The organism is Streptomyces sp. NPDC054783, from assembly GCF_053611725.1.
In genome coordinates, this window is sequence record NZ_JBSHAY010000002.1 from 248,793 (window position 1) to 270,847 (window position 22,055).

The 22,055-nt window shown below is 70.0% G+C and carries 19 protein-coding genes; 9 read left to right on the forward strand and 10 right to left on the reverse strand.

Translation table 11 applies throughout. The features are described from left to right. Positions 1-23 precede the first annotated feature (23 nt). The 4 genes from ACWGJ5_RS05435 to ACWGJ5_RS05450 all read left to right on the forward strand — a co-directional run bounded on the left by ACWGJ5_RS05435 (position 24) and on the right by ACWGJ5_RS05450 (position 3,968). Positions 24-1,268 (forward strand): MFS transporter, encoded by a 1,245-nt coding sequence (locus tag ACWGJ5_RS05435; RefSeq protein WP_453308459.1) that lies wholly within the window; start codon positions 24-26, stop codon positions 1,266-1,268. A gap of 22 nt (positions 1,269-1,290) precedes the next feature. Continuing rightward, positions 1,291-1,800, forward strand: a complete 510-nt coding sequence (locus tag ACWGJ5_RS05440; RefSeq protein WP_453308460.1) for a MarR family winged helix-turn-helix transcriptional regulator — start codon at positions 1,291-1,293, stop codon at positions 1,798-1,800. Between the two features lie 43 nt (positions 1,801-1,843). Beyond that, positions 1,844-2,182, forward strand: coding sequence for a DUF3817 domain-containing protein (locus ACWGJ5_RS05445; protein WP_453308461.1), 339 nt, complete (start codon positions 1,844-1,846; stop codon positions 2,180-2,182). Between the two features lie 85 nt (positions 2,183-2,267). Then, positions 2,268-3,968 carry an acyl-CoA mutase large subunit family protein gene (locus tag ACWGJ5_RS05450; protein ID WP_453308462.1) on the forward strand — a complete coding sequence of 567 codons (1,701 nt, stop codon included), beginning with the start codon at positions 2,268-2,270 and terminating at the stop codon, positions 3,966-3,968. A 6-nt stretch (positions 3,969-3,974) separates the two neighbouring features. Here the strand turns inward: ACWGJ5_RS05450 and ACWGJ5_RS05455 are convergent, their stop codons facing one another. Further along, on the reverse strand, positions 3,975-4,592 hold the full coding sequence (locus ACWGJ5_RS05455; protein WP_453308463.1) for a TetR/AcrR family transcriptional regulator: 618 nt from the start codon (positions 4,590-4,592) through the stop codon (positions 3,975-3,977). Positions 4,593-4,825: 233 nt separating this feature from the next. Between ACWGJ5_RS05455 and ACWGJ5_RS05460 the strand changes: the two genes are divergently transcribed. The 4 genes from ACWGJ5_RS05460 to ACWGJ5_RS05475 all read left to right on the forward strand — a co-directional run bounded on the left by ACWGJ5_RS05460 (position 4,826) and on the right by ACWGJ5_RS05475 (position 9,087). Next, positions 4,826-5,794 carry a tetratricopeptide repeat protein gene (locus tag ACWGJ5_RS05460; protein WP_453308464.1) on the forward strand — a complete coding sequence of 323 codons (969 nt, stop codon included), beginning with the start codon at positions 4,826-4,828 and terminating at the stop codon, positions 5,792-5,794. 623 nt (positions 5,795-6,417) lie between these two features. Beyond that, positions 6,418-7,050 carry a DUF6230 family protein gene (locus ACWGJ5_RS05465; protein WP_453308465.1) on the forward strand — a complete coding sequence of 211 codons (633 nt, stop codon included), beginning with the start codon at positions 6,418-6,420 and terminating at the stop codon, positions 7,048-7,050. 116 nt (positions 7,051-7,166) lie between these two features. Beyond that, positions 7,167-7,721 (forward strand): DUF6114 domain-containing protein, encoded by a 555-nt coding sequence (locus tag ACWGJ5_RS05470; protein ID WP_453308466.1) that lies wholly within the window; start codon positions 7,167-7,169, stop codon positions 7,719-7,721. Further along, on the forward strand, positions 7,711-9,087 hold the full coding sequence (locus ACWGJ5_RS05475; RefSeq protein ID WP_453308467.1) for a hypothetical protein: 1,377 nt from the start codon (positions 7,711-7,713) through the stop codon (positions 9,085-9,087). The genes ACWGJ5_RS05470 and ACWGJ5_RS05475 overlap by 11 nt, the downstream gene beginning before the upstream one ends. Positions 9,088-9,186: 99 nt before the next feature. On the opposite strand, the gene pyk is transcribed toward ACWGJ5_RS05475, so the two are convergent. The 3 genes from pyk to pta form a co-directional block, all read right to left on the reverse strand. Beyond that, the gene (pyk, locus tag ACWGJ5_RS05480) at positions 9,187-10,617 is read right to left on the reverse strand and encodes a pyruvate kinase (RefSeq protein ID WP_453308468.1); all 1,431 of its coding nucleotides are present in this window, start codon (positions 10,615-10,617) and stop codon (positions 9,187-9,189) included. Between the two features lie 87 nt (positions 10,618-10,704). Continuing rightward, positions 10,705-11,925, reverse strand: a complete 1,221-nt coding sequence (locus tag ACWGJ5_RS05485; RefSeq protein WP_453308469.1) for an acetate kinase — start codon at positions 11,923-11,925, stop codon at positions 10,705-10,707. Between the two features lie 23 nt (positions 11,926-11,948). Beyond that, positions 11,949-14,078: a phosphate acetyltransferase gene (gene pta, locus ACWGJ5_RS05490; RefSeq protein ID WP_453308470.1), complete on the reverse strand. Its 2,130-nt coding sequence runs from the start codon at positions 14,076-14,078 to the stop codon at positions 11,949-11,951. A gap of 219 nt (positions 14,079-14,297) precedes the next feature. On the opposite strand from pta, the gene ACWGJ5_RS05495 reads away from it, so the two are divergent. After that, on the forward strand, positions 14,298-15,323 hold the full coding sequence (locus tag ACWGJ5_RS05495) for an ATP-dependent 6-phosphofructokinase (RefSeq protein WP_453308471.1): 1,026 nt from the start codon (positions 14,298-14,300) through the stop codon (positions 15,321-15,323). A 36-nt stretch (positions 15,324-15,359) separates the two neighbouring features. Here the strand turns inward: ACWGJ5_RS05495 and ACWGJ5_RS05500 are convergent, their stop codons facing one another. The 6 genes from ACWGJ5_RS05500 to ACWGJ5_RS05525 form a co-directional block, all read right to left on the reverse strand. Next, positions 15,360-16,052, reverse strand: coding sequence for a helix-turn-helix domain-containing protein (locus tag ACWGJ5_RS05500; RefSeq protein WP_453308472.1), 693 nt, complete (start codon positions 16,050-16,052; stop codon positions 15,360-15,362). Between the two features lie 180 nt (positions 16,053-16,232). Further along, positions 16,233-17,060: a carbohydrate ABC transporter permease gene (locus ACWGJ5_RS05505; protein WP_453308473.1), complete on the reverse strand. Its 828-nt coding sequence runs from the start codon at positions 17,058-17,060 to the stop codon at positions 16,233-16,235. A 7-nt stretch (positions 17,061-17,067) separates the two neighbouring features. Beyond that, positions 17,068-17,925, reverse strand: coding sequence for a carbohydrate ABC transporter permease (locus ACWGJ5_RS05510; protein ID WP_453308474.1), 858 nt, complete (start codon positions 17,923-17,925; stop codon positions 17,068-17,070). Further along, positions 17,922-19,295, reverse strand: coding sequence for an extracellular solute-binding protein (locus ACWGJ5_RS05515; RefSeq protein ID WP_453308475.1), 1,374 nt, complete (start codon positions 19,293-19,295; stop codon positions 17,922-17,924). The genes ACWGJ5_RS05510 and ACWGJ5_RS05515 overlap by 4 nt, the downstream gene beginning before the upstream one ends. Before the next feature lie 326 nt (positions 19,296-19,621). Beyond that, positions 19,622-20,314, reverse strand: coding sequence for a response regulator (locus tag ACWGJ5_RS05520; RefSeq protein ID WP_453308476.1), 693 nt, complete (start codon positions 20,312-20,314; stop codon positions 19,622-19,624). Continuing rightward, positions 20,311-21,942 carry a sensor histidine kinase gene (locus ACWGJ5_RS05525; protein WP_453308477.1) on the reverse strand — a complete coding sequence of 544 codons (1,632 nt, stop codon included), beginning with the start codon at positions 21,940-21,942 and terminating at the stop codon, positions 20,311-20,313. Before ACWGJ5_RS05525 ends, ACWGJ5_RS05520 begins: the two co-directional genes overlap by 4 nt. Between the last annotated feature and the right edge of the window lie 113 nt (positions 21,943-22,055).

Sequence of the window (22,055 nt, forward strand, 5' to 3'; positions counted from 1 at the left end):
CGTTGCCGGGCACGCTGCCCGGCATGTCCGCACCCACCCAGGCCGCCCCGGCGTCCGCCGGCTACGGCCGTGTCCTCGCCGTGCCCGAGTTCCGGGCCGTCTTCGCCGCGCACGTGCTGTCCATGCTCGGCGTGATCGTCAGCGAGATCGCTCTCTCCGTCCTCGTCTACGACCTCACGCGCTCGCCCCTGCTGAGCGCGCTCACCTTCGCGCTGGGCTTCCTGCCGTACGCCGTCGGCGGCGCCCTGCTCGCACCCTTCGCCGACCGCTTCCCGGCCCGGCCCGTGCTGGTCGGCTGCGACCTGGTGTGCGCGGGCTGTGTGGCCCTGATGACGGTCCCGGGCAGCGGCATCGGGCTGCTGCTCGCGCTGCGCTGCGCGCTCGCCGTCGTCGCGCCGGTGTTCTCCGGCACCCGCATGGCCACCCTGGCCGACGTCCTCGGCGACGGCGACCTGTTCGTCCTCGGCCGCTCCCTGCTGCGGATCGTCGCCCAGAGCGCCCTGCTCGTCGGCTACGGCCTCGGCGGTCTGCTGCTGACCGCCGTCAGCCCGCGCCACGCCCTGCTGATCACCGTCGCCACCTTCCTCGCCTCCGCCGCGCTGCTGCGCTGCGGCACCCGGCACCGCCCCGCCCGCAAGCGCCGGAGCACGGACACCGCGCCGGGCCCGCGCCCGCTGTGGGCCGACCGCCGGGTGCGGGTCCTGCTGCTCATGTTCTGGATCCCGGCGGCGTTCTCGGTCGTACCCGAGGCGCTGGCGGCGCCGTACGCCGACGAACTGGGCAGCGGATCCGCGGGCCTCGGCCTGCTGATGTGCGCGCTGCCCGTCGGCACGGTGGCCGGCGAACTGTTCGCCGGGGCCAGGCTCGGCCCCCTGGCCCGCGAGCGCGTCGCGCTGCCTCTGCTCTGTCTGACCCTGCTGCCGTACCTCGGCTACGCCCTGCGCCCGGGCCTTGCCGCCTCCCTGGTGCTCCTGCTGCTGTCCGGGGCCGGGTCGGCCTACACCCTGGGCCTGGACCAGTGGTTCGTGCGGGCCGTGCCGGAGGAGTTGCGCGGGCGGGCCATGACCGTGCTGCACGCCGGGCTGATGACCGTCCAGGGCGTCGGCATGGCGCTGGCCGGCGTGGCGGCGCAGACGGCGGGGGTGCGTACGGCGGTGGCCGGGGCCGGTGTGGCCGGTGTGCTGTGCTGCTGCGCGCTGGCCGTAGCGGCGCGGGCGACCGGGAACGACAGGCGACCGAAACCCGAGACGGGGCTGCCCGGAATATGACTGGCCGGTAGGGTCTGATGACGTGCCGAAGCCACTCAGCCTCCCCTTCGACCCCATCGCCCGCGCCGACGAGCTCTGGAAGCAGCGGTGGGGAAACGTGCCGCCCATGGCCGCGATCACCTCGATCATGCGGGCCCAGCAGATCCTGCTCGCCGAGGTGGACGCGGTGGTCAAGCCGTACGGCCTGACGTTCGCGCGGTACGAGGCACTGGTGCTGCTCACGTTCTCCAAGGCCGGCGAGCTGCCCATGTCCAAGATCGGCGAGCGTCTGATGGTGCATCCCACGTCCGTGACGAACACCGTCGACCGGCTGGTGAAGTCCGGGCTGGTCGCCAAGCGTCCCAATCCCAACGACGGCCGCGGCACCCTCGCCGTCATCACCGACAAGGGCCGCGAGGTGGTCGACGCGGCCACCCGCGACCTGATGGCGATGGACTTCGGACTCGGCGTGTACGACGCGGAGGAGTGCGCGGAGATCTTCGCGATGCTCCGCCCGCTGCGCATCGCGGCGCACGACTTCGAGGACGAGTGACCCCGGACAAGATCTCCCGGAACGGGTGGTTACGCTCATGGGCATGAAGAAGAGCGTGCTGACCCGCTACCGCGTCATGGCCTACACCACCGGTGTCCTGCTGGTGCTGCTGTGCCTGACCATGATCGCGAAATACGGGCTCCACATCGACGGCGCCGCGGACGTCACCCGGGTCGTCGCCATCGCCCACGGCTGGCTGTACGTCGTCTACCTGGTCGTCGCCTTCGACCTGGGGTCCAAGACGAAGATGCCGATCGGCAAGCAGCTGTGGGTGCTGCTCGCGGGGACGATTCCCACCGCCGCCTTCTTCGTCGAGCGGAGGATCAGCCGCGAGCTGGAGGCCAAGGTCGCCGACCAGGCCCCGGCCGCCGCCAAGGCGTAGGGCGACGGGCGTCACACCGCCGTACGGACACCGTACGGCGGTCAGCCATCGACATTTACTAGGACGTCCAAGTAAATTCGATGGTATGGACGCTCACGCCATCGAGGAGGGCCGCCGACGCTGGCAGGCCCGCTACGACGCCGCGCGCAAGCGCGACGCAGACTTCACCACGCTCTCCGGTGATCCCGTGGAGCCGGTGTACGGGCCCCGACCGGGCGACACGTACGAGGGATTCGAGCGGATCGGCTGGCCCGGGGAGTACCCCTTCACGCGCGGGCTCCATCCAACCGGTTACCGCGGGCGTACCTGGACGATCCGGCAGTTCGCCGGGTTCGGCAACGCCGAGCAGACCAACGAGCGGTACAAGATGATCCTGGCCGCCGGTGGCGGCGGCCTGTCCGTGGCCTTCGACATGCCGACGCTCATGGGCCGCGACTCCGACGACCCCCGCTCGCTCGGCGAGGTCGGGCACTGCGGGGTCGCCATCGACTCGGCCGCCGACATGGAGGTTCTGTTCAAGGACATCCCGCTGGGCGATGTGACGACGTCGATGACCATCAGCGGACCGGCCGTGCCCGTCTTCTGCATGTACCTGGTCGCCGCGGAGCGGCAGGGCGTGGACCCGTCGGTGCTCAACGGCACGCTGCAGACCGACATCTTCAAGGAGTACATCGCGCAGAAGGAGTGGCTCTTCCAGCCCGAGCCGCATCTGCGCCTGATCGGCGACCTCATGGAGTACTGCGCGGCCGGTATTCCCGCCTACAAGCCGCTGTCCGTGTCCGGCTACCACATCCGTGAGGCGGGGTCGACGGCCGCGCAGGAGCTCGCGTACACCCTGGCGGACGGCTTCGGGTACGTCGAACTGGGGCTCAGCCGCGGCCTGGACGTGGACGTGTTCGCGCCCGGCCTGTCCTTCTTCTTCGACGCGCACGTCGACTTCTTCGAGGAGATCGCCAAGTTCCGTGCCGCGCGCCGGATCTGGGCACGCTGGATGCGGGACGTCTACGGCGCGAAGAGCGACAAGGCGCAGTGGCTGCGGTTCCACACGCAGACCGCCGGTGTGTCGCTGACCGCGCAGCAGCCGTACAACAACGTCGTCCGTACGGCCGTGGAGGCGCTGGCGGCGGTGCTCGGCGGGACCAACTCGCTGCACACCAACGCGCTCGACGAGACCCTCGCGCTGCCCAGCGAGCAGGCCGCGGAGATCGCGCTGCGCACCCAGCAGGTGCTGATGGAGGAGACCGGGGTCGCCAACGTGGCCGATCCGCTGGGCGGTTCGTGGTACGTCGAGCAGCTGACGGACCGGATCGAGGCCGACGCGGAGAAGATCTTCGAGCAGATCAAGGAGCGCGGCCTTCGGGCCCACCCGGACGGGCGTCACCCGATCGGGCCGATCACCTCCGGGATCCTGCGCGGGATCGAGGACGGCTGGTTCACCGGGGAGATCGCCGAGTCCGCCTTCCGGTACCAGCAGGCGCTGGAAAAGGGCGACAAGAAGGTCGTCGGCGTCAACGTCAACACCGGGTCCGTCACTGGTGATCTGGAGATCCTGCGGGTCAGCCACGAGGTGGAGCGGGAGCAGGTGCGGGTGCTCGCCGAGCGGAAGGCCGGGCGGGACGAGGCCGCGGTGCGGTCCGCGCTGGACGCGATGCTGGGTGCGGCCCGGGACGGGGCCAACATGATCGAGCCGATGCTGGACGCGGTGCGGGCGGAGGCCACCCTGGGCGAGATCTGCGGGGTGCTGCGGGACGAGTGGGGGGTGTACACCGAGCCTGCCGGCTTCTGAGCGGGCTCAGGCGGACGAGGTCAGGCCCAGGAGCAGCACGCGCGTGAAGTCGCGCACCCACTCCTCGTCCGCCGGTTTGCCGCTCACCAGGGTGCGGTGGACGACCGCGCCCGCGACCACGTCGAAGATCAGGTCCACCGTGCGGGCGGACTCCTCCGGGTCGGGTTCCGGGGGGAGCTCGCCCCGGCTCTGCGCGCGGGTGCGGCCCTGGAGGACCAGGCGCATCTGGCGCTCCACGATGGAGGTGCGGATGCGCTCGCGCAGGGCGTCGTCGCGAGTGGACTCGGCGACCACCGCCATCAGGCCACTCTTGGCCTCGGGGCGGGCCAGGATGGCCGCGAACTGCAGCACCACGCCCTCGATGTCGGCGGCCAGGCTGCCGCGGTCGGGAAGCTCCAGCTCGTCGAAGAGTTCCGCCACCGCGTCGCACACCAGCTCGGGCTTGCCCGCCCAGCGGCGGTACAGCGTCGTCTTCGCAACCCCGGCCCGCGTCGCCACGTCTCCCAGCGTCAGCTTGGACCACCCCAGCTCCACCAGCGCCTCCCGGGTCGCGGCCAGGATCGCGGTGTCCGCGGCGGCGCTGCGCGGGCGCCCCGTACGGCTGGCGGGAGTGCGGCTCTGCATCCCTCGACCATAACCGGCGGGATCTGTGCGGTCGTGAGGGAGATCACCGGCGAGTGGTGTCGCGAGGGGTCCGCATGGCATTACGCTACGAGTCGTAGCGAAAGCTCGTGGGGGCTCGTGATGGACGTACACGAGGCGTGCACGAGCAGTGATCATGAGGGCGTGGGGTGGGGACCCGGCGCCCACGCACACCGCTTTTTCATTTCGACGCGGTAACGGGGGAGGATAGACGCATGCAGCCACGGAACATGTCCATGAGCGGCGTCGTCGACCTCGCCGCGGTGAAGGCGGCCCAGGAGGCCAAGGCCAAGGCCGAGCAGACGCGCGCCGAGGCCGCCCGGCAGGGCGGCACGGGAGCCGTCTCCCCGGCCGATCTCGTCATCGACGTCGATGAGGCGGGCTTCGAGAGGGACGTCCTCCAGCGATCCGCCGAAGTTCCCGTCGTGATCGACTTCTGGGCCGAGTGGTGTCAGCCCTGCAAGCAGCTGAGCCCGGTCCTGGAGCGGCTGGCCGTCGAGTACGACGGACGCATCCTCCTCGCCAAGATCGACGTCGACGCCAACCAGATGCTGATGCAGCAGTTCGGGGTGCAGGGCATCCCGGCCGTGTTCGCCGTCGTGGCCGGACAGGCGCTGCCGCTGTTCCAGGGGGCGGCCGGTGAGGAGCAGATCCGGCAGACCCTGGACCAGCTGGTGCAGGTCGCCGAGCAGCGGTTCGGCATCACCGGCCTGACCGTCGACCCGGACGCGCAGCCGGGCGGTGCGGCCGTACAGGAGCAGGCGGGGCCGTACGACGCGGCGCTGAACGCCGCCGCCGACGCGCTCGACGCGGGCGACCTGGGCGGTGCCGTCCGGGCCTACCAGAACGTGCTGGCCGACGACCCGGGCCACCCCGAGGCCAAACTGGGCCTCGCGCAGGCCGAGTTGCTGCAGCGGGTGCAGGGCTTCGACCCGCAGAAGGTCCGTCAGGAGGCCGCCGAGAACCCGAAGGACGTCGACGCGCAGATCGCCGCCGCCGATCTGGACCTGGTGGGCGGGCACGTCGAGGACGCCTTCGGCCGGCTGATCGAGACCGTGCAGCGTACGGTGGGTGACGGCCGGGACACCGTGCGGCGCCGACTCCTCGAACTGTTCGAGGTCGTGGGACCCGAGGATCCGCGTGTGGTGGGCGCTCGAAGGGCCCTCGCGCGCGCCCTGTTCTGACCAGTCGCTAAACGCCACGGCTTGTGATGCCGGGGTGAAAGGTTTGCCGACGAGTCGTCACGGTGGCAGTGCTTTACCAAATCTTGGTAATCGCGCAACCTGTTACTCGGAGTAAGTCGAGGCCGTTGATCTGTCTGGTTTCGTCCAGGGATCAACGGCTTTGCTCTGCCCTTGGATACCACCCAGCGTCGCGCTCCGAGACCGGTCGGTCGTCCTCCGGTTATCCGGCCGTTACTAGCCAGTAACGAACCCCCTTGTGCCCGGGCCGAGAATGCACCACGATCGGCGACGCTCGGTCCATTCCCGTACCCCGACAGCCGGTCGGGTCACGGGAGAATCTGGGTCCCCACCGAGCAGAGCCGGCGGCAGTGGCGCCGGCTCTAGGGCAGGGGGGTCTTCGCCCACCCGGCGAAGCCTGTCCAGCAAGGTTGTGCGTGATGCGTGTCAGGCGCGACCAGTGGTTGTCGCTCGGGGGTGATCGCCGGTGATTCGGGCGCGGTTCGCGCCTCCGAGCGCGGGCGCTCTCCTTCCCGAGGACGTAGCACTTCTCCCATCCCTGCCCGGCTGAGCCGCCGACGGCGGCGAGTCCGGGCCAGGAGATGTACGTCCGAGAAGGAGGAAATATGGAGTCCCAGGTGCGTGGCGGGACCAGATGGAAGCGGTTCGCTGTGGTCATGGTGCCCAGCGTGGCCGCCACGGCGTGCATAGGTGTCGCCCTCGCGCAGGGCGCTCTCGCCGCGTCGTTCAGTGTGTCGGGTCAGTCGTTCAAGGTGACGGCGGACAAGCTGGTCGGTCAGGGCTTCGAGCAGTACGGCGCGATCGACAACGGGTACACCCTCAGCGGACAGAAGACGGCGCACCCGGTTGCGGTCTCGGCCTTCAAGAAGGCCACGATCAACAACATGTGCCAGTCCGTCGTCACGCCGGACATCCCGGTGTTCGGCTCGGTGAGCCTGGTCCTGAAGGCGGGCGCCGACAAGCCGGTCGAGGCTGACAACCTCTACATCGACGTCTCCGACCTCAACGCCGACGCCACCTTCAACAACATCGACATCGGTGTTGCCGGCAAGGACGCCGACAAGGGTCCGGGCATGAAGGGCGGCAGCGAGCAGGCCAACCCCTACGGGTTCGCCCAGCAGGCCGACTCGGCCACGCTGACCGACGTGAAGCAGACGGCCTGGGCCACCACGGCCGGAACCTTCAAGCTCAGCGGACTGCACATGTCGCTGCAGACGGGTTCGCACGAGTGCTACTGAGCACGCGGTGATGGGCGGGGGAGCCGGTGGCGCCCCCGCCCGTCCACTCTCCGGCCGTGTTTCACACGCGGCACACATCACCACCACAGCAACGCCGCACCAGGGAGCTGTTTTCCATGAGCGCCGAGACCTCTGCCGCCGCGCCCGGCCAGTTCACCCGCCGGAGGCTGCAGTTCCGCGCCTGGCGGGGCACCCGTCCGTTCTGGGCCGGCCTGTTCGTCTTGCTCGGCGGCTTTCCGATCATGTACTTCCCGTACGCCCATCTCCAGATCGGCCATCTGACGCTGGCGATGGCGACCACCGCGGGAGCCGGGTCCCTGATCATCGGCGTGCTGCTGGTCGTCCTGGGCATCAGCCTCTGGTTCCAGAAGCACGTACGGGTCTTCGCCGGAGTCGCCGCGATCCTGCTCGCGCTGGTGTCCATCCCCGTGTCCAACTTCGGCGGCTTCGTCATGGGCTTCCTCTTCGCCCTCATCGGCGGAGCGATGGCCGTGGCCTGGGCGCCGGGCACGCAGCCGCAGCCGCAGCCGCCGGCCGAGGCGGCCCCGGGCGAGGGCGGTGCCCCGCAGATCGCGGAGCTGCCGCCGCAGTACCCGGACGCGGTGAAGTCGAACGACCTGTCAGGAACGAGCCCGGCCAACGGGGCGAACGGGAGGCACAGTGCCGGCTGACGAGGTGACCCGCGGGACCGATGTGGACGGGTCCCGCGCGAGAACCGGGCCCCGCCACGCGGCTCCCAGAAAGCCGCTGTTCACCAGGTTCCACATGCCGGCCGGCAAGGCGATCGCCTCCGTGGCGATGCCGACGGCGGTGCTGATGGGCATGGGCTTCACGTCCACGCTGGCCCTCGCGGCCGGCAACGGCGGCAGCCCGTCCCCGTCGACCACGGCCAAGAGCCTGACGGCCGACGAGTACAAGGACTGCGTCAAGGCGCTGGACAGCTCCAAGGACGCCTCGTCCTCGCCCTCGCCGTCCGCCTCGAAGAGCGCTGACACGGCCACGCCGTCGCCCTCGGCGAGCGCGGACGCGAAGGACTCGAAGTCCGGCGGTTCGGGCACGTCCTCTTCGCCGGATTCAGGTTCCGGCGACCAGGCCACGCCCAAGCCGACCGCGACCTCCGGCTCCTCCGGTTCCGGCTCGGACGCGGGCTCCGGCTCCTCGGGTTCGTCGTCGCCCTCCGGCGGTGACACGGCCACGCCCACCCCGTCGGCGTCCACGAGCAGCGGCGGTCTGCTGGGCACCCTCGGCGACACGCTCGGCGGCATCCTCGGCGGCGGCAGCTCGGACTCCGGCAGCTCCTCCGCGAGCCCCACGCCGTCCGCGACCCCGTCGGCGAGCGCGTCCTCGGACTCCGCGTCCCCGTCGGGTACGTCGTTGTCCGGTTCCAAGGCCACCGGCGCCGTGGGCGACACCGTCTCCAAGGTCACCAAGACGGTCGGCGACACGGTGAAGAAGACCACCGACACGGTCTCCAAGACGGCCGGGGACGCCACCAAGGCGGTCACGGACGCGGCCGGGTCGGTCACGCCGAGCCCGTCGGCGAGCTCCTCCACCTCGGCGCAGGACTGCCCGGCGGCCACCACCGACCAGGGCGGCGTCGACAACAAGGTGCCGGTGGCGGACGACCCGTGGTACCTGAGCGCCAGCTCGCTGCTGCTCAAGGGCGCCGACTACCAGGGCATCGTGGAGGTGAAGACGGCGTCCGGCACCACCAAGAAGGTGCTGAAGTACGTCATCTCCGACGGCACGGACATCGGCGACCTGCACCAGACGGTGAACGACAAGCTCTCCGGCAAGACCTACCACGTGCAGGCGGCCAAGGGCTCGACGTCCACCATCCGGGGCGGCGCCACCACGATGTACACCGAGAGCATCTCGGGCAACCTGTTCGGTCTGATCCCGATGACGTTCACGCCCGACAGCCCGCCCCCGCTGAACCTGCCGCTGATCTACTTCACCAACGTCAAGGTGGTCCAGGCGGCACAGTTCGGCGGCAACCTGCACGTGCCCGGCATGCACGTGTACACGACCGACTGACCGGTCCTGCAAGCCCGTTCGGGAGCCGCACACAGCTGAGGGCGCCCCCCTGGTCCAGGGGGGCGCCCTCAGCGCCGTACAAGGCCCTTGTGAGGCTTGTCAGTTGTTCTGGGTGCCACCGAGGTGGTGGACGCGCAGCATGTTGGTGGTGCCGGGGACGCCGGGGGGCGAGCCGGCGGTGATGATGACCGTGTCGCCCGCGTCGAAGCGGTCCAGCCGGGCGACCTCCTGGTCCACCAGGTCGACCATCTCGTCCGTGGTGTTCACGAACGGCACGACGTGCGGCTCCACGCCCCAGCTGAGGGTGAGCTGGTTGCGGGTGCCCTCGTCGGTGGTGAAGGCGATGATCGGCTGGACCGCGCGGTAGCGGGACAGGCGGCGCGCGGTGTCACCGGACTGCGTGAAGGCGATCAGGCCCCGGCCGCCGAGGAAGTCGGCGATCTCGCAGGCCGCGCGGGCCACCGAACCGCTCTGGGTGCGCGGCTTCTTGCCCGGCACCAGCGGCTGCAGGCCCTTGGAGAGCAGCTCCTGCTCGGCCGCCTGGACGATCTTCGACATGGTCTTGACCGTCTCGACCGGGTACGCGCCCACGCTGGACTCGGCCGACAGCATGACCGCGTCGGCGCCGTCCAGGATCGCGTTGGCCACGTCGGAGGCCTCGGCGCGGGTCGGACGGGAGTTGGTGATCATCGACTCCATCATCTGGGTCGCGACGATCACCGGCTTGGCGTTGCGCCGGCACAGCTCGATCAGGCGCTTCTGCACCATGGGGACCTTCTCGAGCGGGTACTCGACGGCGAGGTCACCCCGGGCGACCATCACACCGTCGAACGCCATCACGACGTCCTCCATGTTCTGCACCGCCTGCGGCTTCTCCACCTTGGCGATGACCGGGACCCTGCGGCCCTCCTCGTCCATGACGCGGTGCACGTCGTGGACGTCCTTGGCGTCCCGGACGAAGGACAGCGCGACCAGGTCGCAGCCCATGCGGAGGGCGAAGCGCAGGTCCTCGATGTCCTTCTCGCTCAGCGCGGGCACGTTGACGGCCGCACCGGGCAGGTTGATGCCCTTGTGGTCGGAGACGACACCGCCCTCGATGACGATCGTCTTCACCCGGGGGCCCTCGACGTCCAGGACCTTCAGCTCGACGTTGCCGTCGTTGATCAGGACCTGGTCGCCGCGGGAGACGTCGCCCGGCAGCCCCTTGTACGTCGTGCCGCAGATGTACTTGTCGCCCGGCACGTCCTCGGTCGTGATGACGAACTCGTCACCGCGTTCCAGCTCGACCGGACCCTCGGCGAAGGTCTCCAGGCGGATCTTCGGGCCCTGCAGGTCGGCGAGGACGCCGATGGGCCGGCCGGTCTCCTTGGACGCGGCCCGGACGCGGTCGTACCGCGCCTGGTGCTCGGCGTGGGAGCCGTGACTGAAGTTGAACCGGGCCACGTTCATGCCCGCCTCGATCATGGCGACGAGCATCTCATGGGAGTCGACCGCGGGGCCGAGAGTACAGACGATTTTCGAACGGCGCATGGGGCGATCCTATCGGTTTGTTTCGCTACGGAATATTCCGTCTGGCGGAAGATACAAATGAGTGCCGCACCGCTCAGGTGCTGCTATTCAGTTGTTCTTTCCGACCAGTGCGTAGGTCTGCGTCGCGATCTCCAGTTCTTCATCCGTCGGCACCACGGCGACCGCGACACGCGCACCCTTCGGCGAGACGATCCTGGCCCGGTCCGCTCGCACCGCGTTCAGCTCCGGGTCGACCGCCAGGCCCAGGGACTCCAGGCCCGCGACCGCCGCCTCGCGCACGGGCGCCGCGTTCTCGCCGACCCCCGCCGTGAACGCGACCGCGTCCACCTTCCCGAGCACGGCGTAATAGGCGCCGATGTACTTCTTGAGCCGGTGAATGTAAATGTCGAACGCGAGAGCGGCCGCTTCGTCACCCTCGTCGATCCGGCGGCGGATCTCCCGCATGTCGTTGTCCCCGCACAGACCGAACAAACCGCTCCTCTTGTTGAGAAGAGTGTCGATCTCGTCCATGGACATTCCGCCAACCCGGGCCAAATGGAAGATGACGGCAGGATCCACATCACCGGAGCGCGTACCCATCACCAGTCCCTCCAAAGGCGTGAGCCCCATGGAGGTGTCCACGCAGCGGCCCTTCTCCACCGCGGTCGCCGAGGCGCCGTTGCCCAGGTGCAGCACGATCACGTTGACCTCGGACGGGTCCTTGCCCAGCAGCCGCGCGGTCTCCCGCGAGACGTAGGCGTGCGAGGTGCCGTGGAAGCCGTAACGGCGGATGCGGTGCCGGTCGGCGATCTTCGGGTCGATCGCGTAGCGCGCCGCCGACTCCGGCATCGTCGTGTGGAACGCGGTGTCGAAGACGGCGACCTGGGGCAGGTCGGGGCGCAGCGCCTGGGCGGTGCGGATGCCGGTCAGGTTGGCCGGGTTGTGCAGCGGGGCGACGGGGATCAGCCGCTCGATCTCGCTGAGCACCTCGTTGTCGATGACGGTCGGCTCGGTGAAGAACATGCCGCCGTGCACGACCCGGTGCCCGATCGCGGCCAGCTGCGGCGAGTCGAGGCCCAGGCCGTCCCGGCTCAGCTCCTCGGCGACCGCCTTCAGCGCGGCGTCGTGGTCGGCGACCGGCCCGCTGTGCTCGCGGGTGTCACCGGTGGTGAGGCAGGTGTGCTTGAGCCGGGAGGTCTGCTCGCCGATGCGCTCCACCAGCCCGACGGCGAGCCGGCTCGCGTCGCGCATGTCGAGCAGCTGGTACTTCACCGACGAGGAGCCGGAGTTGAGGACGAGTACGCGGCTCGCCGCGAGGTGTTCTGTCACGGTGATTCGGATGCTCTCTGTGGTCAGGTGACGGGCGTCTGGGCCTGGATCGCCGTGATGGCGACAGTGTTGACGATGTCCTGGACGAGCGCGCCCCGGGACAGGTCGTTGACCGGCTTGCGCAGACCCTGCAGGACCGGTCCGACGGCGATCGCGCCGGCCGAGCGCTGCACGGCCTTGTAGGTGTTGTTGCCTGTGTTGAGGTCCGGGAAGATCAGAACCGTTGCCTGGCCGGCGACATCGGAGCCGGGCAGCTTGGTCGCGGCGACGGACGGCTCCACGGCCGCGTCGTACTGGATCGGGCCCTCGATCCTCAGGTCGGGCCGCCTGCTGCGCGCCAGTTCGGTGGCCTCGCGCACCTTGTCGACGTCGGCGCCCGAACCGGAGGTGCCGGTGGAGTACGACAGCATCGCGATCCTCGGCTCCACGCCGAACTGCGCCGCCGTGGTCGCCGACTGGATGGCGATGTCCGCGAGCTGCTCGGCGTTCGGGTCGGGGTTGACCGCGCAGTCGCCGTAGACCAGCACCTTGTCGGCCAGGCACATGAAGAAGACGGACGAGACGATCGACGACTCCGGCCTGGCCCGCCCGTCTCCCACCGCCGCCTTGTCCGACGCGCTTCGCGCGGCCCCCTTTGCTCCTATGATCTCGAAGGCGGGCCGGATGGTGGCCGCCGTCGAATGCACCGACCCGGACACCATGCCGTCGGCCAGGCCCTCCTGGACCATCAGGGTGCCGAAGTAGTTGACGTCCGACACGACGTCGTAGGCCAGCTCGGCGGTCACGCCCTTGTGCGCCCGCAGCCGGGCGTACTTCTCGGCGAAGGCGTCGCGCAGCTCGGAGGTGGCTGGGTCGATCAGCTGGGTGTCGCCGAGGTCGACGCCGAGGTCGGCGGCACTCTTGCGGATCCGGTCCTCCGGCCCGAGCAGGGTCAGATCGCACACGCCCCGGCGCAGCAGCACCTCGGCCGCGTGCAGCACCCGCTCCTCGGTGCCCTCCGGCAGCACGACCCGGCGCTTGTCGGAGCGGGCCTGCTCCAGCAGCTTGTGCTCGAACATCATCGGGGTGACCCGGTCGCCGCTGGGGGCGCTCACGCGCGCGGCCAGCCCGGCGGTGTCGGCGTACCGCTCGAACAGACCTAGCGCCCGCTCCGCCTTGCGCGGGGTGGCCGCGTTCAGCTTGCCCTCCAGGGAGAACAGCCGCTCGGCGGTGGGGAAGCTGTTGCCCGTCACGGAGAGCACCGGGGTGCCCGGGGCGAGGCGGGCGGCGAGGGTGAGGATCTCCTGGCTCGGCACCTCGTTCAGGGTGAGCAGCACGCCGGCTATCGGCGGAGTGCCGGCGCTGTGCGCGGCCAGCGAGCCGACGACCAGGTCGGCGCGGTCGCCCGGGGTCATGACCAGGCAGCCGGGGGTCAGGGCGCCGAGCAGGTTGGGCAGCATCGCGCCGCCGAAGACGAAGCCGAGGACGTCCCGGGCGAGCCCGGAGTCGTCGCCGAGCAGCACCTTGGCGTCGAGGACCTGCGCGATCTGGGCGATGGTCGGCGCGGACAGCGCGGGCTCGTCGGGGACGACGTAGCAGGGCACCGGCAGTCGGTTCGCGAGCCGCTCGGCGATCTCGTCGCGGTCCTCGCGGGCCACCCGGTTGGTGACCATCGCCAGCACGTCGCAGCCCAGACCGTCGTACGCCCGGTAGGCGTTGCGGGTCTCGGCGAGCACGGACTCGGTGGTCTGCCCGCGGCCGCCGACCACCGGGATCACGGAGGCGCCGAACTCGTTGGCGAGGCGGGCGTTCAGGGACAGCTCGTCCGGCAGCTGGGTGTCGGCGAAGTCGGTGCCGAGGACGAGGACGACGTCGTAGTCGCGCGCGACCAGGTGGAAGCGGTCGACCAGCGCGGAGACCAGCTCGTCGGTGCCCTGCTCCGCCTGGAGCGCGGATGCCTCCTGGTAGTCCATGCCGTAGACCGTCGCCGGATCCTGCGAGAGGCGGTACCGCGCCCGCAGCAGCTCGAACAGCCGGTCGGGGCCGTCGTGCACGAGCGGACGGAACACGCCCACCCGGTCGACCTGCCGGGTCAGGAGCTCCATGACCCCCAGCTCCACGACCTGGCGGCCGTCACCGCGGTCGATCCCGGTCACGTACACGCTGCGCGTCACGCGTCCACTCCGTTCCTCATGCTGTATGACCTGCACTGACCTGTACGCCTTGAATGTCGCGTCATCGGCATAAAAATCGCCCACCAAGGTGAGCAGAACCCTCTTGACAATACCCCCGCCGCCGGATAAGGCGCCCGTCAAGTGGCTCAGTGTCCCGGCGGACGTGAAACAATCGACACTGGCTCACCGGTAACGACAGCGAGCAGGAGACACAGCACGATGCGCATCGGAGTTCTCACCGCAGGCGGCGACTGCCCCGGCCTGAACGCCGTGATCCGGTCGGTCGTGCACCGGGCGGTTGCGCAGTACGGCGACGAGGTCATCGGCTTCGAGGACGGCTACCGGGGTCTGCTCGACCGGCACTACCGCAGCCTCGACCTGGACGGGGTCAGCGGCATCCTGGCCCGCGGCGGCACCATCCTCGGCTCCTCCCGGCTGGAGCGCGACCGACTGCGCGAGGCCTGCGAGGGGGCCGCCGACATGGTCGAGGAGTTCGGCATCGACGCGCTGATCCCGATCGGCGGCGAGGGCACGCTCACCGCGGCCCGCATGCTCTCCGACGCGGGCCTCCCGGTCGTCGGCGTCCCCAAGACCATCGACAACGACATCTCCTCCACCGACCGCACCTTCGGCTTCGACACGGCCGTCGGCGTCGCCACCGAGGCGATGGACCGCCTGAAGACCACGGCCGAGTCCCACCAGCGCGTGATGGTCGTCGAGGTGATGGGCCGGCACGCCGGCTGGATCGCCCTGGAGTCCGGCATGGCCGCCGGCGCCCACGGCATCTGCCTGCCCGAGCGCCCCTTCGACCCCGCCGACCTGGTCAAGATGGTCGAGGAGCGCTTCGCCCGCGGCAAGAAGTTCGCCGTCATCTGCGTCGCCGAGGGCGCCCACCCCGCCGAGGGCACCATGGACTACGGCAAGGGCGAGATCGACCAGTACGGCCACGAGCGCTTCCAGGGCATCGGCACCGCGCTGGCGTACGAGCTGGAGCGGCGCCTCGGCAAGGAGGCCAAGCCGGTCATCCTCGGCCACGTCCAGCGCGGCGGCGTCCCCACCGCCTACGACCGTGTCCTCGCCACCCGCTTCGGCTGGCACGCCGTCGAGGCCGCGCACCGCGGCGAGTTCGGCAGGATGACCGCGCTGCGCGGCACCGACATCGTGATGGTGCCGCTCGCGGAGGCGGTCACCGAGCTCAAGACGGTGCCGAAGGACCGCATGGACGAGGCGGAATCGGTCTTCTAGGCCACCCTGTCAGTCTTCCGGACCGTACCTGTCGGCCTACTGCGCCGACCTGTCCGCCACGCCCTCCCAGAAGGTCTCCACGATCCGGTCGAGGAACTCCCGGCCGGACTCGCTGGCGCTCGTGCTGCCGCCGCCCCAGCTCAGGGTGGCGGCCATGTGACCCTGGTAGTCCTCGTAGAGCTGCTGCAGCACGCCTTCGAGGACGTCCGTGTCCAGGGGCGCGAGCTTGCGCACCGGCCGCACATAGGCCTGCCAGCGGGTGGTCACCGCGCTGTGCAGCAGGTCGGCGAGCTTCGCCTCGCGGCCGGTGACGGCGACGAAGTCGGGCAGGGCCAGGTCCAGCACCCGGGCGAGCGCGGCCGACTGGCGCTCGTTGCCCCGCCACTGCCCGTTCTCCTCCATGCGCAGGTAGCTGCGCAGGTCCATGTCGACGGCACGGGCGAGGTCCTCGGGTGCGACGGCGCGGGCGATGCGATGCTCGCGCAGGGTCTGCGGCCGGCCGAGGAGTTCGCCCGGGGAACACCACAGCACCCCGGCCAGCGCGGTGAGTTCCGGGTGGCTGGGAGCCACCGAGCCGCGTTCCCAGGCGATCACCAGATCGGGTGTGACGTAGGGCAGGCCGTACGAGGCCCGCATGCCGTAGGCGACGTGCTCGGGGCCCATGCCGAGCGCGGCGCGCAGCCGACGGGCCGCCGGGGCGTTGAAGGGGGGAGCTGAGGGTTGGCGCACCTCGCACAAGCTAGGGGGACCGTGACGGGATGGCTACGGTCTGTTCGGACAGGATCACGGATTGTCGGAACGTACAGTTCCGGCCGTTCGGTATGTAACGGACGGACCACCCTTACGGCGCACCTCTTGACCCCCTTCCCGTGCGCCCCTTGACCTCTTCCGTCCGCCCCTTGGCCCCGCTCATCCCTTGACCGCCCCGCCCAGCGCGAAGCCACCTCCCAACCGTCGCGCCACCAGGACGTAGAGCAGGATCACGGGCGTCGAGTAGATGACGGAGAACGCGGCGAGCTGGCCGTAGGCCACCATGCCCCGGTTGCCGAAGAAGTCGTTGATGCTGACCGAGGCCGGCATCTGGTCCGGGGTGAGCAGCAGCATGAAGGGGACGAAGAAGTTCCCCCACATCATCACGAACGAGAACACCGTGACGACGGCGAGCCCCGGCCCCATCAGCGGCAGCACGATCCGGACCAGGGACTGCAGCGAGGACGCCCCGTCCGTCCAGGCCGCCTCCTCCAGCTCCTTCGGCACCCCGTCCATGAAGTTCTTCATCAGCCAGATGGCGAAGGGGAGTTGGGAGGCGGCGAAGAACAGGATCGTGCCCTGCAGGGTGTCGATCAGGTTCACCCGCACGAACAGCGCGTAGACCGGCACCATGATCGCGGTGATCGGCAGGCTCGTCGCGAACAGGACCGACAGCAGGAACGGCCGGTTGAGCCGGGAGCGGAAGCGGGAGAGCGGATACGCGGCGAGGGCGGCGCAGGCGACGGTCAGCGCGGTGGCGCCGCCGCACAGGATCAGGCTGTTGAGCAGTGGGGTGTAGGTGATGTCCGGGGTCAGGATCGCGTCGAAGTTGCCGAAGGTGAACCCGTCCGGGGCCTTCACCCTCAGGTCCGCGTGGGGGTCCACGGAGGACAGCACCACCCAGGCGAGGGGCAGCGCGAAGGCTACGGCCACGATCAGGAGCGAGACATCGGCGGCGAGCCGGCGGGAGGTGCGCTTGCGGGGCATTCCGTGCTCACACCTCCGTCCGCAGCAGCCGCAGGTAGACGACCGAGAACAGGGAACCGACGAGCAGCAGGAGCAGGGCGACCGCGGTGCCGTACCCGATCATGCTGTTCTGGAAGGCCTGTTCGTACATGAACAGCGGCAGGGTCTGGCTCTTGTTGCCGGGGCCGCCCCGGGTCATCACCCAGATCAGCCCGAAGACGGACAGCGTCTGCAGGGTGTTGAGCATCAGGTTGGTGCCGATGGACCGCCGGATCATCGGGAGGGTGATGTGCCACATCCGCCGCCATCCGCCGGCCCCGTCCACCTCGGCGGCCTCCGTGATCTCGGCGGGTATCTCGTCCAGCGCGGCGGAGTAGACGAGCATCGAGAACGCCGTACCGCGCCAGACGTTGGCGAAGGACACGGCGAGGATCGGCAGCGTGAACAGCCAGTTCTCGCGCGGCAGACGAAGCCAGTCCAGGATGGCGTTCAAGGTCCCCTCCCGCCGGAAGAAGGCGTACAGCAGGAACCCGGCGACCACCTCCGGCAGCACCCACGCGGTGACCACGACCCCGCCGGTGAGGGTGCGCACCGGTTTCGAGGCCCGCTTCATGAGCGCCGCCAGGGCGAGCCCCAGTGTGTTCTGCCCGACGAGCGAGGACAGCACGGTGAACACCAGGGTCAGCCAGACGGCGTTCAGGAACGCGTCGTCCTGGAAGGCGTGCCGGAAGTTGGCGAACCCGACGAACGACGAGTGCGCCTGACCGGTCAACTGCAGGTCGGTGAAGGCGATGCAGACGCAGTAGGCGATCGGCCCGGCGAGGAAGAGCAGGAGGAGGACGAGGGCGGGGGCGAGCGGGAGGGCGCGGCTGATCCGGCGCCTCATTTGCCGACCACTTGGCCGCCGGTCACGTCCTTGAGCGTGTCGTCGTACCCGCCGGCCGCCTTCTCCGCCGACCGGTCGCCGGTCGTCACGCCTTCCATGGCCTCCTGGATGGCCGTCGACACCTTCGGGTAAGCCGGGTACGCGGGCCGGTAGTGCGTGCTGGACACCAGGTCGGTGAAGAACCTGATGCCGGGCTGGGCGGTGGCGTAGGCGGGGTCGGCGGCGACGTCCTTGCGTACCGAGATGCCCGAGTTGACGATGTACCACTTCTTGGCGTTCGCCTCGGTCTGCATCGTCCTGATGAAGTCGAAGGCGAGGTCCGGGTTGCCGGCCTTGGCCGGGATGGCCCAGGTCCACCCGCCGGACATGCTGACCTTCCCCGGCGCCTGCCCATGCTCGGTCGGCATGTACGCCAGCCCCAGCTGCTTGGACCAGTCCGGCCACTCGTGGCCGCTGCCCGGAAGCCAGGTCAGCGGAAGCCAGGAGCCGTCGAGGTTGATGCCGATCTTGCCCTGGGGGAGGAGCTCGCCCATCACGGTGGTGGCGAAGTTGGGGTCGAGGGCGTCGGAGACGTCGGGCCCGAGCTTCTCCTTGAAGACGGTTTCGACGAACTTCAGCGAGTCCGTGAACCCCTGGCTCCCGGCGATCCACTTCTTGCTGCCGCTGTCGTACAGGGGGTCGGACTTTCCGTCCCCTGTGCCGTAGAGCAGCATCTCCATGCCCTGCATGGTGGCCCGCTCACCCGCCGGCTTGCCGGTGTAGATGTTGAGCGGGGTGACGCCGGGGACCTTCTGCTTGATGGTCCGGGCGGCGGCGAGGACGTCGTCCCAGTTCTTCGGCTGCCAGTTCTCCGGCAGCCCGGCCTTCCGGAACACCCGCTTGTCGAACCACAGTCCGCGGGTGTCGGTCCCGTCCGGAACGCCGTACGTCTTCCCGTCCTCACCCCTGGCCGCCGCCTTGGCGGTGTCGAGGAACCGGCCCCAGTCCGGCCACTTGGCCAGGTACGGGTCGAGCGGTTTCAAGTACCCGCTCGTGATGTCGGAGTTGATGAGGAAGGTGTCCTCGTAGACCAGATCGGGCGCGGTCCTCGGAGAGCGCAGCATCTGCTGGAGCTTGGTGTAGTACTCGGAATCCGGGGCCTTGATGGGCACGAACTCGACCTTCTTCCCCGGGTACTTCTTCTCGAAGTCCTTCTTGATCCCGGCGAGGTAGGTGTCCATCACCTTCACGGAGTTGTCCGTGGACTGCTTGTACGACACCTTGATCGTGTTCGGGCTGCTTCCGGAGCCGTTGCCGCACGCGGTGAGGGCGGTGGCGGCGAGAGCGGCGGTGAGGAGGGCGGAGAGGGCGGCGGTGGGGCGCACGGGCATGACCTCCTGAGAACGCACTGCTGAGTGGCCAGGTGGTTGCCGTGTGAAGGTAAGAGGAGTGGTCTAGTCAGGTCAATGTGCTTGCGCAGGATTGGAGTTCGGCGATCTCCAGAAGGTTCGGAGGCCGTCCGCGAGCCGCGCCGTAATCTTGGCGCACCCGCCACCGATGGCGGGCCTGTACCAAACCTTGCCGATGATGTATCCGCCGCGCCCCTGAAGACTGCACACGGTGAAGACATCACCGTCATCGTGGAACGTCATGCTCCCCAAGCCGTCACGGTCACGGATGGTGGCGGCGTGCGACATGGGAGGTTGGCCCCCCGGTCTCACCGCCCCTGCGGCACCCACCGATACACCAGCTCAGGCCTGCCCACCTGCCCGTACAGCGGGCTCCGGCCCGCCCGCCCCGCCTCCACCAGGTGCTCCAGGTACCGGCGCGCGGTGATCCGGGAGATGCCGACCGCCTCGGCCAGGCCGGCCGCGGTCAGCCCCTCGGAAGCCTCGCGCAGTGCTCCCGTCACCCGTTCCAGCGTCGGGCCGCTCAGGCCCTTCGGCAGCGCGGCGGGCGACGGGGCCCGCAGGGCCGCCAGTGCGCGGTCGACCTCGTCCTGGCCGCTCGCCTCGCCCGCCGCCGCACGGAACTCGGCGTAGCGGACCAGGCGGTCCCGGAGCGTGGCGAAGGTGAAGGGCTTCAGGACGTACTGGACGACGCCAAGGGAGACGCCCTCGCGGACCACCGCCAGGTCCCGGGCCGACGTGACCGCTATGACGTCCGCGTGATGGCCGGCCGCGCGCAGGGAGCGGGCCAGCTGCAACCCGTGCACATCCGGCAGATGCAGGTCCAGCAGCAGCAGGTCCACGGCCGTACGGTCCAGGAGGCGCCGCGCCTGCGCGCCCGTGTGCGCCTTGCCGACCGCGACGAATCCCGGCACCCGGTCGACGTACATGACGTGCGCGTCGGCGGCCACCGGGTCGTCCTCGACGACCAGGACGCGGATGGGCTGCCGCTCGTTCGTCATCTGCTGCCACCCGCGGGGGTACGCAGCGGCAACCGCACCTCGAACACCGCTCCGCCCCCGCCCTTTCCGTCGGACTGCGCCACCGTCAACGTGCCCTCGTGGCGGGTCACCGCCTGCCGGACCAGGGCCAGCCCGAGGCCCCGTCCGCCGGGCCCGGCCGGCTTCGTCGAGAACCCCCGCTGGAATACCAGGCCGGCATGGTCCGCGTCGACACCGGGGCCCGTGTCCGACACCCTGAGGACCACCTCGGTGTCCGAGGCGTACGCCGTCACCGTCACCCGCGCCCGGACGCTGCCCTGCGCCGCGTCCACCGCGTTGTCGATCAGGTTGCCGAGGATGGTCACGAGGTCGCGGGCCGGCAGGTCGTCCGGGAGCAGGCCGTCGTCCAGGCGGCTGTCCTCGGACACCACCAGCTCCACGCCCCGCTCGTTCGCCTGGGCCGTCTTGCCGAGCAGCAGGGCGGCGAGCACCGGTTCGCCGACCGCCGCGACCACCTGGTCGGTCAGCGCCTGGGCCAGCTCCAGTTCCGCCGTGGCGAACGCCACCGCCTCCTCGGCCCGGCCCAGTTCGATCAGCGAGACCACCGTGTGCAGGCGGTTGGCGGCCTCGTGCGCCTGCGAGCGCAGCGCCTGGGTGAAGCCCCGCTCCGAGTCCAACTCGCCCATCAAGGACTGGAGTTCGGTCACGTCGCGCAGTGTGGCCACCGTTCCGCGGCGCTCTCCGCCCGACACCGGGGAGGTGTTGACCACCAGCACCCGGGACGCCGTCAGGTGCACCTCGTCCACCCGGGGCTCGGAGGACAGCAGCGCGCCGGTCAGCGGGGCCGGCAGGCCCAGCTCGGCGACCGAGCGGCCGATCAGCTCCGTGTCCGGAGCCCCCAGGCCCAGCAGCTCCCGTCCGCCGTCGTTGATCAGTGCCACCCTGTACTGCCCGTCCAGCATCAGCAGGCCCTCGCGGACCGCGTGCAGCGCCGCCTGGTGGTAGTCGTGCATCCGGCTGAGCTCGGTTGCGTTCATGCCGTGGGTGTGGCGGCGCAGCCGGGCGTTGATCACGTAAGTGCCGACCGCGCCGAGCAGCAGGGTCGCGCCGGCGACGCCGAGCAGGGCCGTGACCTGGCCCTGGACCCGGGCGCTGATCGCCTCCACCTTGATGCCGGCGCTGACCAGGCCGATGACGCGGCCGTTCTCCTCGATCGGGGTGACCGCGCGGACGGAGGGCCCGAGGGTGCCGGTGTAGGTCTCGGTGAAGGTGTGGCCGTGCACGGCGGGGCCGATACGGCCGAGGAAGCGTTTGCCGATCTGCTTCCGGTCGGGGTGGGTCCAGCGGATGCCCTCCGGGTTCATGATCGTGACGAAGTCGACGTCCGCGTCCCGCATGACCATGAGCGCGTACGGCTCCAGCGCCGCAGTGGGACGGGAGGTGTGGATCGCCGAGCGCACCGAGGGGGCGTCCGCGATCGAGCGGGCCACCGCGGTGACCTGGCGGACCGCCGCGTCCTCGGCCTGCCGCTGGTCGCCGACGTAGGTGAACAGCGCGTACCCGGCCACGACCACCGCTATCAGCACGGCCTGCATGGCGAACAGCTGGCCCGCGAGGCTGCGAGGACGGGGGAGGAACGGGAAGCGCATGTCAGCAGTGTGCCTCTCCGGTTAAGCGTGAACTAAATGAACGGAAGGGTGACCGCCCTCACAGGGCGGGAGATAGTCACGGCATTCCCCGAACAAAGCCCGGACGTGAGCCG